Origin of the sequence: Monoglobus pectinilyticus (assembly GCF_002874775.1) — a bacterium.
GTDB lineage: Bacteria > Bacillota > Clostridia > Monoglobales > Monoglobaceae > Monoglobus > Monoglobus pectinilyticus.
This window is the reverse complement of sequence record NZ_CP020991.1, coordinates 2,214,975-2,230,388: the sequence shown is the minus strand read 5'-3', so window position 1 is coordinate 2,230,388 and position 15,414 is coordinate 2,214,975. Positions and strand designations below refer to the sequence as shown.

Here is a 15,414-nt window from a genome sequence, read left to right as displayed (position 1 = left end):
CCACAACTCCTCTCTGAATTCTCAATACCAACAATTAACTTTGATAATACAATGCAAAAGAGTGAGGTTTCCCTCACTCTTCTGCCCAATATCATTTACTTCTATTATGATAACACTCAAAACCCCTTTTGTCAAGGGTTTTATTATTTTTTTCCAAAACGGTTATTGCAGAAAATTTATTTTAAATATTACTCTCCGCTATAAACCGAATCTTCACTGCCGGCACTGTTAGCGTCCGACCAAGTTTTTTCAAGCTGAACCCAGTCGCGCGGTTCTCTGATTTCTGTCCATGTCTCGTTATATCCGTCGCTGTCACGGTCGTAATAATGTGAATTTGTAGCTTCCTGGACAGCGGTATAATACCACTCTCCGGGCACATTATCTGGCCATTTCAACATATCATTAAGCAAACCGCTCTCTTTGGCGTGACGGTTTAAAATGTTGTTAACAAGAGTCATCGCTTCAGCACGGGTTATGTACTGGTCCGGTTTGAAGCTTCCGTCCGGATAACCTGAAATCCAGCCTTCTTGTGCGGCACGGTTAATATATTCCTCAGACCAATGACCGATTATATCAGTAAACATATTCTCGCCATTATACTCTTTACTGCTGAATCTGGCAGCTATAGCTGCAAACTCGCCACGTGTTATGCTGTCAGCGGGTCTGAATTTTCCATCCGGGTCACCGGTCAGTATTTTCGCGTTCGACATCGTCGATATTGCATTATTTGACCACATGTCTGCCGGAACATCAGTATATGGATTTGTAATCATCCAAAATTCATTTCTCGAATCATCCGTCAGCATTCTAAAGAATATTGTAGCTACCTCATCGCGCGATATATCATTTTGAGGTCTTACATCGCCTTCAGGATACCCTATAATATAAGCGTAATGGTTCGTCTTATCAAGTTCAGGAATCTCCGGTTTAGGAGTTGCCGATACATTTGGATTCGGTTTAGCAGTAGATGTCGGCCACGGTGCGCCCGTCTCTGTGCCCGTGCTTCCTCCAGTAGGTTTGCCTCCATTGCCGCCTGAACTTGAATTTGAAACAATTGAATTCCTTACAGTTATAATAAACTTTTCACTCTCTTTATCAACTGTACTTGTTATTTTGGGCTCCTTATATCCGTCAACTTGGGTCTCCACAACCTCAGAATCTTCAATTGCACGGTATGGCATTATAAACTCTTCCTGCCAATTGTTTTCTTCATTCAGAATCAAAGTTTTAGAAATTATAACGATACCCTCTTTGTTTTTCAAGGTATAATATACTTCCAATTCTTGAGGACGTTTACCCTTACGGTTATTATTATCTTCCCAAACTTTTTTAACCGCAACGTTTATATTCTGTTCCTCTAAATCCTTAACATCTCCATACAGACCTGTGTCAGAAGCGTCTATAATCATATCTGTCTTAGAGAGCGCAACGCTCTGTGTCACATTTAAAGAACCGCCTATAATTTCTTCAGTCTGGTTTCCGGTCTCAGTTGTGGTACACTTCACATCATTAAGAGGGGAAATGACCCTAACTGTATATTTTGTTTCAGTTCCATCATCATTCACCGGTACACGGCTAAAGAAATAATATCCGTTTTCATCAGTTAAAACAGCTTCTCCAACCTGATTTCCATTTTCATCCTCAAGAACTACTTTTGCATTCTTAATAAACGAATCGGTATCCAAATCATAAACACCGTTATTCAAAGCATCATAGAATACCTTTCCTGTAATATTCGCCTGTGCATTTGTAACGGTCCAGCTGTTGATTCCGTCATTTTCATAGAATGCACAATAACCAAACGGAGCGTTAACTTCTTGGACTGAATAGTCTATAACATTTCCTGATTCATCAAATCTATTGAGATTATTAAAACTTCCATTAAATCCGTTTTCATTGTTTAATACAAGACTTTGCTCAGTTCTTACTCCGTTTTTAATAAGAACAATTTCTATTTGACTTCCATCAAGTTCCGCTGGTGGAGTTAGACTCGCGGTGCCTTCTGCGTCTTCCCATATTTTTGATACATTTATAGAAACAATATCGCCCGGCTGCGGTCCAGCTGTTGCCGTTGGCTCAGGTTCTGCCGTTGCCGTTGGTTCCGGTTCTGCCGTTGCCGTTGGCTCAGGTTCTGTTGTTGCCGTTGGCTCAGGCTCTGCTGTTACTGTTGGCTCAGGTGTCGCCGTTGCCGTTGGCTCAGGCTCTGCTGTTACTGTTGGCTCAGGTTCTGCCGTTGCCGTTGGCTCAGGTTCTGCCGTTGCCGTTGGCTCAAGTTCTGTTGTAGCCGTTGGCTCAGGTGTCACCGTTGCCGTTGGCTCAGGTTCTGCCGTTGCTGTTGGCTCAGGTGTCACCGTTGCTGTTGGCTCAGGTGTCACCGTTGCCGTTGGCTCAGGTGTCGCTGTTGCCGTTGGAACCGGTGTCGCCGTTGCTGTTGGCTCAGGTGTCGCTGTTGCCGTTGGCATTGGAGTTTCTGTCGGTGCCGATGTTGCTGTAGGTATCGGAGTTGGAGTGATATTTAAAGAGTTTTCCATTTTCACTTGAGATGAATTTACTCCGCTGCCAAGAACCATATCACTTGACTTCGCCTCATTTTCTGCAGGAGTAATATATCCCTCAGGAGCCTTTGTCTCAATGAAATTATATGTTCCCATAGATAAATTTTCTACAATAATTTCACCATTTTTATTTGTAACTAATTTATCGATAGTTGAATTTTCATCGTATTGATACTTTTCGATTTCATTTAAAGAATCATATACCGGCTTTAATTTATTAACGTCAAGATAACTAATACCGTCTTCATCAAGCTGCACCAATTTAAACTCGGCTCCAGGCAGAGGTGAAGATGTTTCCTTATCTACTTTTATTAGTTTAACTGAACCTTCAGCAGTATTAGTTACAATAAAAGTATTTGTTTTTGTTTCTATAGCAGACTTTTGTATAGACGCTGCAAATCCGCTTGGTATATTGTTCTCAACAACAGTATAGTCTATTGCTCTGTATTTGGCTGCCCCATTTTCAACGTATTCCTCATACTTTGGAACCGGCTCAAAAGTCGCTTTCCAGTTATTTGAATTATTAAGAGGCTGATCCTGAACACCATCAACTTTTACTAACTCACCTTTTTCATTTTTCTTCATCAAACTGACAGTTATATCATCCGGTTTAGTAAAATTCGATGCGACTGACCAAGTCTTTTCAACAGTAAAACTAATATCCTCAGGTTTATTCACACAATCCCATACAAGACCACCGGTCTCAGAAGTTATAGTGCCGGTAAATCCCGGTATATCTGTCACTTCTTTAACAGTATAGCTTAAGTCTACCTCGTTTCCATTAACAAATATTACGGCCGGAAGACCTTCAACCAAAGTTGAATATCCCTCAGAATCCTTTACAACTGCAGTTCTTGAATAAAGCACCGGTGAATTTTCGTCCCCATTTTGATCCCGGCCTTCAATCAAAAATTCTACATCCATTTTTGGCTGTTCTTCATCCGGCACTGCCCAGGTTTTATTTATACGAATCGGGCTTGCCTCTCTAGCCAGAAAACCAACGTCTTCAACCGAAGCGGTTTGCCCAACCACTATATCTTGAGGAACAGTACTTTGTTCCATATTTGCGGTTGTACAGAAATATGTATCATTCGGAAGAGTTACTTTTATTGTATATTGGGCCGACTTATCCGGAACAACAAAGGTATAAAAACCTCTGGAATCGGAAACCGTCTCCGCAATACTGTTTCCACTATTGTCCAGAAGTTCGACCTTGACATTTGACAGAGCATAGTCGTTTGTCAACATATCATAAGTTCCGCTGAAGTCATAATCAAAGAATGTAAATCCTGCAAGAAGCATGCTCTCAACACTGTCGGTTCTGTCTATTAATTCAACAGGATTACTCTTAGTTCCGGCATCATCAGACAATCGCAAGTCTGTCCAAAAATCAAGCACTGTTTTATCAGCACTCCTGCCTGTCACAATGCAGGCGCCGCTCACCTCCGTGTTCACACCGGAACGTTTATTAAGCTTATCCGCAACAGTCCAGATTTTTTGGCGGTCAACGCCATTATAATTTCCGGTTCTCAACACACTGTTTTCAATGTTGTTATAATATAGATAAGATTTATGATTATCTACAAAATCTCTCTGTTCTTTACTAAAGGTATCCGGAGTATTCAGCCGGGTAATCTTTAGACCATTCGGCAAGTTTTCAACATCTATCAGAGGGAAGTGATATTCTCCGGCTTTTGGAATCGCCACCGCGTTTCCCTTTCCCGCCTCAAAGTAAGTTCCGGCAGGAAGAACACGTCCGTTTTCATCACAGCCATTCCAGAATATTCTGTTTATCCCCTCTACACAAGAGTTTCCGATTACTACTGTACCCGCATTAATATATTCTGATATATTATCAATAACAATCGTAGAGTCATCTTTCATACTCATATAATTTCCGCTGCCCACGGGATATTCATATATAAAATTATTTTCGTCTATTTTTCCTTCTGTATTTGTCTTATAATATATATTGCTCAAATCAATTTTAACCTCAAAGTTTGAAACTTTGCTGGCATTTATAATAAAATATCCACCGCCGCCGACATAGCCTTCATTTTCGATTATATTTCCATTTGAGTCTAACACGCTTCCTTCAAATTTTAAATAATCAATAGTTCCAGGCGGCTGAGGCGCCGGCTTTATACTATCAGGAAGCTCACCGCTTGGTTCGTTAAAAAATATTTTAAACGAGGAATCAAGCTGGGTCGACGTATTGCCGGGTCCCGGCAGATACATTCCGTCCTTTGCTCCATTTTTGTCGGTTATATCTCTAAAATTATTCAGGTCCGGTGTATTACCGCTTGTGATCGCATCCTCCATTGAATGATAAAGCGACATATTGGTTCTGGATGATACAAGACCTCTGTTATTTCCGAAAAATGTAAACCCAAACGGGTCTATTCCGTTAAAGTCTGTATAATATATATATCCATCAGATGTTAAAACATAGACTTTTGAATATAGGCTACGCTCATTTGCCCCCATGTTTAACGACAAATAGTCGGCATACATTCTGCCGGTCTTTACTTCAGCAGTACCGTCTCCCGCTGTCCCAACAACGGTAACATCCCATGCTCCTATAGCGGCGTCTTTTTGATTAGCAACAAAATTATCGTCAGAAACTTTTGTTGCTGTAGGATTAGTAGAATTATTAGGTTTTGAAGAACTATAATTGCTGCTGTAAAATATAAATTTATATATACCGTTTCTATCAGCAACAAATGAAATAGGATTATATCCGCCAGAAATTAAACCATTATAATTCGGACCTGCCGCCTCACTAGTTATGCTTCCTATAAATCCATTTCCCGCCGCGTTAACATCATATAATACGGTCTCACCTTTTGGGTCTGTCACCTCAATTGAACCTGCTTTAGCAACACTGCTGCCAAAATATGCTGTCTCACCGGAAAACATATATACGTTTACATATTGCTGCCGCTGAAGTCCAACACTCAGCATATTGTCTCCCTGATACTCTATGTACGCTCTATCCCCTGACCTGCAGCGCTGTTTATTAAATCACGGCTGCCTTCAGCATATACGCATAAAGACATACCAAGGAATATAACAATCCCCAATAATAAACAAAATAAAGTGCAAATAAAACTCATACTTTTCTTTTTCATTCCATCCATCACCTTTCAATCTATTATATATATAATGTATTATAGCATTTTTGTATACGATTAGTCAATCAGTAAATTTCCTAAAAAACATAAATATATATTATAATTACAATAAAACAAACAAAAAAACCTGAATGTTATAAAGTAAAATTCACTCAGGCTTTATCAAAATATATAATTTTCACCATACTGCTTATGTTAAATCATTATATCAATTCTTGTTCTGAGAAAGTTTTTTAAGCTCCTCCTGAAAAGTTTCAATATCTTTAAATTGCTTATAAACCGACGCAAATCTAACATAAGCAACCTCGTCAATATCTCTGAGACGCTCCATTACCATTTCACCGATTTTTTCACTTGAAACTTCTCTTTGCAAAGTATTATGAAGCGCGCTCTCTATGTCGCTAATCATAGAATCAATAGTCTGAAGAGGCACCGGGCGGCTGGCACAGGCGTTCAAAATTCCACGTTCCAGCTTTTCCCTATCAAAACTTTGTCTTGATTTATCTTTTTTAACAACTATTATAGGAACACTTTCAATCTTTTCGTATGTAGTAAAACGCTTGCCGCAGTTTAAACATTCCCTTCGCCTTCTTATTGCCGTGCCATCATCTGTTGACCGGGAATCCACAACCTTACTGTCTATATGTCCGCAATACATGCAACGCATACACAGCCCTCCTTAAATATTAATCAAAAGCAGCCACAATCCATTGTAAAAACATCAAAATCCGTCCATTCAGACCACTATATATAGTAGTATATCTCATTTTTGCAATTATGTAAATAAAATATATAAATTTGTCATAAAAAAGTAACTTTGTCCTATAACAAATCAGTTTTTTGTTTTACCATAACTATATACGTGCATATCAGTAACTATTGTGTTTTTCATTTCATACAAATCCTGAAGATGAGCCATATACGTTCCCGGCGTGATAGCTCCGCTGAAAGCCAAACTATCAAGCCCTGCATTTTTCATAATATCGTATGTAAACATAACACAATTAGAGCCTAATGCAAAATAAGTTTTATATTGTCCATCAATAAACTTAACAAATGAAGCACCGGAAGCCCGGTAAAGCTCGCTTGCCGGATCATTGCACTTTTTCTGTTCCTCCGCCGGCCGGCCCTCTTTTTCTGCAATTTGGAGGTCGCTTTCCCAGACTTCAGTTTGTTTTAGCATCCTATCTATCTCACGTTTAAGATTCATATAATCATCTCGACCCAGTTCCAGCGAAAATCCCACCAGCATTTTTTCTTCATAGCTCATACAATGCTCAATATATGGCTCTCTTTTTGTTAAAGAAGCTGTTCCGCCGGAGATAAAACCGCCCATCTTCTGCGAGTGCTGGTCGTAACAGCCATAGGAGTACACCGTTCCGTCAAAACAGAAATCACAATGTCCAAAACCTTCTATCAATCCCTGTTTTAAGTGTATAAAAATTTCTAACTTGCCATAACTGTCTTCAGGCTTTGAAAACTTTGCCTTTTCCATCTGTCCGGATTCCAGCTTATCATTTATATATTTAAGGGCTCTTGACGGAATAAAAGCCGCAAAAACTATTGGTAATGCAAGAGATATTTTGGGCTTTACCTTTTTATTTGCATAATCAGTTTCAAGAAAACTATCTATACACTCCAATGCCATTGATACAGCAAAAACTATCAGATAAATCCCTGAAATAAGTTCGACTGCCCTAATATGACCAAGTGGGTCAAAGAACAACAATACAGAAAATCCAAACGCCACTATACCCCAAAAAAACTTTCTTATATATCCGGACACTTTATCATTATAAAGCAGAAAGCCGCTTATTAAATTTGTAACCGCCTGCACCAGTGCCAGCAAACTAAAAATTCTGCTGACAGCGGCTTGAAAAAAATCTTTTTGAGTTAAAATAACTATACTGATTACTATATACAATATACCTGAAATAAGCGATCCAAGTCTAGTTCCATTTTTTCCAAATACAGCCGAAATCAAAGACATAAACCCAAAAGCTGCCATGCCAACAGATACAATTAGAAAAAGCCATCGAATAAAAGACTCAGGCGCCGTTATCATAAGAATTCCGACTACCAGCAGAAATACTGCCATTATTAATTGAATAGCTGGGTTTACCCCTCCGATTCTTTTTGGCCTCATACAAACTTCCCCTTTTAATATATTTTACAACTGTTCCATAATCCGGTCAATAAATTAAGATTTTATAAACCAAAATATAACGCTCAAAATCAATAAATAAGTTTTTTAAGTGCTTTTAATCTATTAAGAATCCTGTTGTTGAAAAAGCTGAACAGGTCTCATATTGTCATCCCACAAAAACAACTTTGTTTTACTAATATCTAATATTCCGCTCCCGGTATCAAGCTGAACATCGTATTTATTTAAGTTTTTGTCTGTAGTAAACGAACCTACAGCACACTGGTTAAGAAGGCATCCGGATTCCGTATCATCATACACAGCTGCATAAACATTAATATGTTTTCCGTCAGGCGTTATTTCACCCTCGTTCAACTTATTTGATATGCTTACAACATTATCTCTAAGATCTTCAATTTCCCAGCGTTCAGTTTCAGCAAGCTTATTATATTCTATAATTTTAAAATTGCTGAACTTTGCCATTGAATAGAGAGGTTTTGGGTATGTTCCCGGATTAGACTCAACTCCTAAACCAACATACAATGTTTCAGGCAGAGACTCAAACATTATCTCATATGGCTGCCTCGGATTGTTAGTCCAATCAGCTCCGTCATCAGATACTGAAAATTTTATTAGGTTGTCTCGGCGCTCTATGCGCAAATATTCAGGTATCCTATACTGGTCAAGCTGAGTATTATAATCTGAATTTGAATTTGAAATTTCCATGCCATTTTTATTACGCATATAAACTTGAGCTATATTCTCTTTTTCAACTTTTCTAGTAATAATAGAAATATTCTCACCCATTCTGTCCAAATTGTCAGAAATCATAGCAAGTTTTGAATTATCAGCAGGCTTATCTGTCAGCATAAGTCCAGCTCTTATTCTGTCTTTATACCTAGGAATATCCTCAACTTTTACAACCGCCGAGAAATCTCCGCTGACAGCGCGGTATAAAAATCCGCAGCTGTTCTTAGATTTTATTCTGCCTGAACCTCCTACCGTGATAATACCGTTCTCATCCATAGACGCTCCAGCAGATTCCTTATACCATTTGGTTCCTAAAACCTCATATTTAAATTCTTCAGGCACTACTCCGGCAGGATTTACGCAAACAATCGCCGTTGCTGAGTTTGCAGACTCATTTTTACCGTTATACGCACGGCAGGTATAATAATGAACGCCGCTTGACGGAAAAATATCAACCTCTATCTTATCCGACTCAACTGTATCTATAAGCATATCACCATCGTAAAGCTCAATTTTTGTTATTTGAGTGCCTGATTTAGGAAAGGCAACTGCTGAATAATTAAACGATTCACCTTCATTTATAACTTTCCATTCACCTTTATCAACTGTTAGTCCCATAACCTTATCCTGATTCGCTGCTATTGCAGGAGACTGTACAACAACATCAGGATTTGTAGGCCTCCCGCTCATCTCATCCATATTATATACGTATGCTTCAATCCAAGTATAACCTTTCCATTTTCCTTCCGAAACAATATCACTTTCTGCATAACTGCCCATTCCATTTTTCTCTTTCCAGTCCTGAGAAATCTCAAAACGTCTATACACAGGTTCGGAATTTATATACCCTCCAACTTCTTTTGGAGAATTAATAATATGTCCTGTCCCGTTTTTTATATCGGTTATAACCTTTGCGTCTATAGCATCTCTTTTTGGAATTGAAGCGCCCACAGTATCAAGTATAGAATTATATGTATCAAAAGCAGTCTCCTGCGGCACTTCATACTCACCCAAATCAATCGGTTTATCCAGGATCACAGCGTTGTTCAGATTTGTAACTCCGATAAGATTATCATTAGTAATAGTATCAACTCCATCAATTACGTTTCCGCTGAAATAGAAACTTGACTTTGATATATCCGGAGTCTCGTTTTCAATATTGTAAAAAACATTTCGAACCTCCGCACCTGAGCTTGGTCCCCATCTATAAAAGTTATTTACATAATTCACTGTACACGGCTTAAAAGTCAAATAGTTTATTGAATGAGGCTGCCCCCCATACGAAGCTGTCCCGCCCCAGTCGTAAATAACATTATTGGCTACATTAACATTCTGAATTTCACGGTATATAGCCGGATTGCGGGACTTGTTGTGAGCATAAACATTATGGTAAAGCGTGGAATTATCTGTTCCAAAAATTGACCCATAACCATGCTCGCCTTTTTGGTGACGGGAAAGATTAAGTGCTTCGCTCATCAAACAATTCTGAACAGTAACATTTTTTCCAAGCTCATATCTTTGATTTTCGGAACTTCCTGAATAAACCGAGACAAGCTCATCAACAGCCCAGCTTACACTGCAATGATCTATTATAACGTCGCTTATATACTGCATTGATATGCCGTCTACCTCTTTTTCCAATCTATCACCGGGTCTTATTTTTAAATATCGTATTATTATGTTTGACTTCCCCGCGAAATCACTTAAATCAGTGCCTTCAATTGTAATCCCTTCCCCCGGCGCAGTCTGCCCCAAAATAGTTGTATTGCTTTCTATACGGAGCTGTTTCCATTTATCATAAGAAATCGTACCGCCGACGTCAAACACAACTATTCTGTTGCTCTTTGAAACAGCCTCTGTAAGAGACCCCGGACCTGTACTTTCCAAAGTGGTAACATGGTAAACTTCCGGGTTTTCTGAGGCACGAGCTCCCATTGCATATTTTCCTCCGCCCTCAGCCCCGGGAAAAGCAAGCACTTTTTCACCGTCAGCCCACACAGGCAGGACGGCAGTACATACTATGGAAAAAATTATTATACAAAATAATAATACTCCCCTTTTTCGCATAGCTCCCTCCACCTTTCTTATAAAACAATTTATAAGAGTCTTAAATACTTATAATTTATAAATTAAGAACACGATTCTATTTACTAAATTGTACCATACCGATAAAGTTAATTCAACTTAAATTCAAAATTCATTTGACAAGAATAAGGATTAAGATTTATCAGAAACACATTTCTTATTAATATTATAATTAAGTTATATTTAAAATTTATTCTATACTATTTTTATTATTTTTAAATTAAATTACAATATTTGACAAAATATTGCATTTCATTTATAATATAATAAACTATAAACGGAGGGATTATTATGAAAAAGAATTTTAAAAAACTTTCTGTCGCTGCAGTAATTTTTGCACTGTTTACGGCAGTAATGTCATTTCAGATTTTTGCATCCACTGATGTAATAACTGTTTTTGTTGACGGAGAACAAATTAATTTTGATGTTGATCCTGTCACCGAAAATGACAGAACTTTGGTTCCAATGCGTGCTATATTTGAAGCTTTGGGAGCAACAGTAACTTGGGATGAAACAACACAAACCGCAATAGCTGTAAAAGATGTCAATACGATTAAAATAACTATAGACAGCAATATAATGTACAAAAATGAGGAATCCATAATTTTAGATGTTCCCGCCAGAATGATAGAAGATAGAACCTTAGTACCTATTCGTGCCGTTTCAGAAAGCCTTGATGCAGCTGTAGACTGGATAGAAGAAACACAACAAGTTATTATAACCGGAACAGCTCCGGTTCCCACAGCTATAATATCTGAAAACACTCCTTCACCAATTCCTGAACCGACTGCTGTTGCAGTTACTAAACCAACTCCTGGCACTTCAACTGAAGGGTCAATTAAAGCAAGTGAATTAACTGACTCTGACATGAAAAAGCTAAAAGACTCAGCAGAAAATTTGAGATATTCATATGAACAGACATTGCTTCCATATTTACTTTATAATACAAATAATTTTTATAACTATCTAAACGAAAAACCGGAAGAGTTAAAGAACACTATAAAAAATGAATGGTATTTGGCAGTAGAACGTGCTATTCTTAACATTCAGCTGGAATCCGAATCAACTTACATAATTGATAATACATTTTTAGAAGATGCTCCCGATTTAGATGTAATGTATAACGCATATAAAAATATTATTACTAAGGCAGATTTAGATTTTGAAGATATAGTCGAAGAAATTAAAATAGAAAGTATTAATAATTCAACTAAAGCAGCAGTTATCATATTCAAAGACGCTGACAGTACCTACAGTATTGAATGCAAATGCGTCGCTCTTACAGCTGATTCTTCAGACAACCGTCAATGTTATACTATGGAAGGAGATTTTCTGACAACAGACTCTTGGTTCTTCTGCTTTATCAATACTAACAGCCGCGGTACAATTGGTTATTTTACCAAAGTAAGTGACAGTAAAGATTATTCAGCCTTTATTGCAATGATAAAATTTGCTGTAGGCAAAGAGTTTAAATAAACTACTTTAAAATACTAATATTAAAACAGGATAGGTTATATAACCTATCCTGTTTAATATAAATCTTGTTATTCTGACAGCAATGTATAGTCTCTCTCAAAAAGTTCATTGCAAATCTGATGCTTTAATTTTTCGGTTTCAACTTTTTCCATTAAATATTTTATAACAAAATATTTGCTTTTTTGACTGTATTTATGCAGTCCGTTCTCAAGCTGGATGTTTAGAAGCTCGCTCCTCCACAGCAATGACAGCTGCCAGCGCATTTTAGCTTTTTTGTTATGTTCGGCCTCGCGCATAATATTTACTCCCGTATCCTTTGATACTGTCACAATACCCCAGTGTTCCGGCACATGTTCACCAGCATGTTTTTTGTGACTTTCTCCAACCACTAAGTAATTGAAATCAAAAAATTTATCATAGTCTTTAACCTGTGTTAAAAGTCGCTGATAACTGTCGCTGTCACTTTTAAGTTCATACCCTATTATTCTATCCGGTAAAACCGCAACAACATCCGCACGCGATTTCCCTATTACCTTTTCCTCTATAACTCTTACTTTCTCATATTTTGAATCCAAATACCAAAAAAAGGCGTCTTTCATCTCCATCTCAAGCATAATTTCACCCTAACCGGTTTTTTACTTTTATTCTAACTCCGTATTTTTTAAAAAAATACTCCTTATTGCACTTTTTCTGTCCAATTATTTTTGATGTCTCTGAAGACGGCGCTATTATCTCATAATCACAGTCCCTTAATCTCTTCTGTATAATCTCTTCCTCAATTTTATCCTTGTATACAGCGTTTTCAACAAGTTCCCCAAATGCAGAGTGAAAAGGGCCTGCCACAATATTCCCCTCGCTTCTCAAGTCCTCTCCCGGATAAAGCCCAATTCTAATAACCTCTACTCCTGCTTTCCTAAACATCAGCAAACACCTTTTCGCAGTGCTGACAGCAGTTTCAAGAGTATATGGTATGTATTCTCCGCGGATGTATAAACTCTCAAGCGCTGTTCCGCTAAGCACTAGAGTAGGATATATTCGTGTGCATTTGGGTTCAAGCTCTATAATTTTCCTGCATGTTTCAATATCGGTTTCCGGGTCTGAGCCATACATTCCCAGCATCATCTGAAGCCCAAGTTCTATTCCGAATGATTTTATCATTTCCGCCGCACGAATTACATCTTCAAAAACATGCCCTCTTCTGTTCAGTTCGAGAACTCTGTTACTGGCTGACTGAACGCCCAGCTCAATTGTTTTAACTCCAAACTCCACACATTGCTCTAAAATTTCTTTATTTATATAGTCAGGCCTGGTAGACATTCTTATTCCGATTATCCGTTCGTCTTTAAATCCCGAAGCTGCCTCCAAGAATTCTCGCTGCAGCTCCATATCAAGACCGGTAAAACTTCCTCCAAAGTAGGCTATTTCAATCTGACAATCTTCAGATTTTATTGTTGAAAGATACTGAGCTATTTCCTCTTTAGCTTTATCAGGAGAAACCGAACTTTGAATCCCTGTTATCTTTCTTTGATTGCAGAACACACAATCATGTCCGCATCCTTCATGAGGAATAAAAATAGGTATATTATATTTTCGCATAGCTATTCCTTACTTCCCTTAACCTTAGCAAGCGCAGCTTTTGCGGCTTCCTGCTCTGCGCTTTTTCGGTTTTTTCCCTCGCCTTTGCCGATTACTTCATCACGGTACAGCGCTTCCACAAAAAACGTCGGGTCATGGTCAGGTCCATTTTTATTTACCAAACGATACTTAACAACTTCTCTGTTTCTATCACGCTTTTGATAATAACTCTGTATTTCAGACTTATAGTTTTCCAGTTCAACATAAGAAGTATCGCCTATCATGCTGCCTATTGTATCCATAATAAAGTCTTTTGCGCTTTCTATTCCGCTATCTAAATAAATAGCCGCCAGTAACGCCTCATATGCGTCAGCCAAAACGGAATCTTTATCCTTTCCGCCTGACATACGTTCAGACTTTCCAAACTTTAAATCCTCTCCAAGTTTAAGATTTCTGGCAGCAATAGCCAAAGTCTTTTCACACACTGCATTTGCGCGAAGTTCTGTCAATACTCCCTCGTCCACCTTCTTATATTCATTATAAATATAAGTAGCAACCACAAACGAGAGAACGCTATCACCCAAAAATTCAAGCCGCTGATTGCTTTCTATATGAAGATCATTGGCAAGTGAAATATGCGTCATTGCCAAATCAAATAGTTTTTTATTTTTAAATTTATAATTATATTCCATTGCTATACTCCTGTTCAAAATGCTTTTCCATAACATAATTAGTCAATAAAACATCTTTTCTTTCAACTTGTTGACGTTTTATCACTTTATAACCATATCTCTCAAAAAAACCTTTTGCAGTTATAGACGCACATGTCCAAATCCTTTTAAATCCTGACTGTATAGCTTGCTCTTCGAGTGAATCCAAAATGATTTTTCCGTATCCCAATCCCTGAAAGTCTTTATGAACATACAGTCTATCCAAATATTCTCCGTCTATATCTCCAAACGCGGCAATCTTCCCCATTACCTTTACTTCTAAAGAAAAATGCTCAGATAATGATTTGTCCCACTTATCTTTATCTATACCGCCCATCCAAGCGGCAATCTGTTCTGCAGTATAATCTCTTTTGTTGATATGTTTCACGGTATCGCAAAACATACTACATATTTCATTAATATCATTATGTGAATAACGGCAAATTTTAACCGCTTTACTTTTAATATATTCAAGTATCTTTTCCAGTCCTTCGAAATAATTATCGGTTATCTCAAAATACGGAAGTTCATATTTAATACACTCTTCCTTTATTCTCTCATTTTCATTAATAAAAAATTTAATTTCTCTGCTCTCCGGGAATTTTCTATCTTCAACTATATTTTCGTATTTTATTATCTTATCAAAGTTTTCAATAATATATTGTTTTGACAATACAATAAAAACAACAGTTAAATCATCACATAAAAGTTTTTTAACCTTTTCACATGGAAAATAGCAGCCTTCCAAAATTGTATTTTGATTATTTTCAATACAGGTTCCGATGAAACCTTCTATAAATCCCCACATCTTTTCTGCTATTGTCTCATCACTGTCAACTGCTGAAAAACCGCAGTCATTAAAGCCGCGTATCAATCCCATTTTTATATGGTCTAAGTTAGTGCAGGGAATTTTATACTTTTCAATCAGCTTTTTAGATAAAAAAGTTTTTCCGCTATGGCTCGCTCCTCCTATTATAATCACCATA

Annotated in this window: 10 protein-coding genes; 1 reads left to right on the top strand and 9 read right to left on the bottom strand. The window is 37.7% G+C overall.

The genetic code is table 11. The features are described from left to right. Positions 1 to 188: 188 nt before the first annotated feature. The 5 genes from B9O19_RS09380 to B9O19_RS09365 all read right to left on the bottom strand — a co-directional run bounded on the left by B9O19_RS09380 (position 189) and on the right by B9O19_RS09365 (position 10,649). A complete protein-coding gene (locus B9O19_RS09380; protein ID WP_102366170.1) occupies positions 189 to 5,519 on the bottom strand; it encodes a Cna B-type domain-containing protein in 5,331 nt (1,776 codons plus the stop codon). A 17-nt stretch (positions 5,520 to 5,536) separates the two neighbouring features. Continuing rightward, positions 5,537 to 5,686, bottom strand: coding sequence for a hypothetical protein (locus tag B9O19_RS11740; protein WP_158648973.1), 150 nt, complete (start codon positions 5,684 to 5,686; stop codon positions 5,537 to 5,539). A 211-nt stretch (positions 5,687 to 5,897) separates the two neighbouring features. Continuing rightward, positions 5,898 to 6,356 (bottom strand): transcriptional regulator NrdR, encoded by a 459-nt coding sequence (gene nrdR / locus B9O19_RS09375; RefSeq protein ID WP_102366169.1) that lies wholly within the window; start codon positions 6,354 to 6,356, stop codon positions 5,898 to 5,900. Between the two features lie 165 nt (positions 6,357 to 6,521). Beyond that, positions 6,522 to 7,835: an HdeD family acid-resistance protein gene (locus B9O19_RS09370; protein ID WP_102366168.1), complete on the bottom strand. Its 1,314-nt coding sequence runs from the start codon at positions 7,833 to 7,835 to the stop codon at positions 6,522 to 6,524. Positions 7,836 to 7,958: 123 nt separating this feature from the next. Further along, positions 7,959 to 10,649 carry a pectate lyase family protein gene (locus B9O19_RS09365; RefSeq protein WP_102366167.1) on the bottom strand — a complete coding sequence of 897 codons (2,691 nt, stop codon included), beginning with the start codon at positions 10,647 to 10,649 and terminating at the stop codon, positions 7,959 to 7,961. Between the two features lie 309 nt (positions 10,650 to 10,958). Here B9O19_RS09365 and B9O19_RS09360 point away from each other — a divergent pair, with 309 nt between their 5' ends. Then, complete coding sequence (locus B9O19_RS09360) at positions 10,959 to 12,143, top strand: copper amine oxidase N-terminal domain-containing protein (RefSeq protein ID WP_102366166.1); 1,185 nt, start codon at positions 10,959 to 10,961, stop codon at positions 12,141 to 12,143. 68 nt (positions 12,144 to 12,211) lie between these two features. Here the strand turns inward: B9O19_RS09360 and B9O19_RS09355 are convergent, their stop codons facing one another. Genes B9O19_RS09355 through B9O19_RS12185 form a run of 4 tightly spaced genes read right to left on the bottom strand, consistent with a single transcriptional unit; the run spans position 12,212 to position 15,413 of the window. Next, on the bottom strand, positions 12,212 to 12,757 hold the full coding sequence (locus B9O19_RS09355; RefSeq protein ID WP_245862917.1) for a sce7726 family protein: 546 nt from the start codon (positions 12,755 to 12,757) through the stop codon (positions 12,212 to 12,214). 4 nt (positions 12,758 to 12,761) lie between these two features. Then, positions 12,762 to 13,739 (bottom strand): elongator complex protein 3, encoded by a 978-nt coding sequence (locus B9O19_RS09350; RefSeq protein ID WP_102366164.1) that lies wholly within the window; start codon positions 13,737 to 13,739, stop codon positions 12,762 to 12,764. A gap of 2 nt (positions 13,740 to 13,741) precedes the next feature. Continuing rightward, a complete protein-coding gene (rnc, locus tag B9O19_RS09345) occupies positions 13,742 to 14,410 on the bottom strand; it encodes a ribonuclease III (protein ID WP_158648972.1) in 669 nt (222 codons plus the stop codon). Beyond that, on the bottom strand, positions 14,400 to 15,413 hold the full coding sequence (locus B9O19_RS12185) for a GNAT family N-acetyltransferase (protein WP_306560390.1): 1,014 nt from the start codon (positions 15,411 to 15,413) through the stop codon (positions 14,400 to 14,402). Before B9O19_RS12185 ends, rnc begins: the two co-directional genes overlap by 11 nt. Position 15,414: the final 1 nt, after the last annotated feature.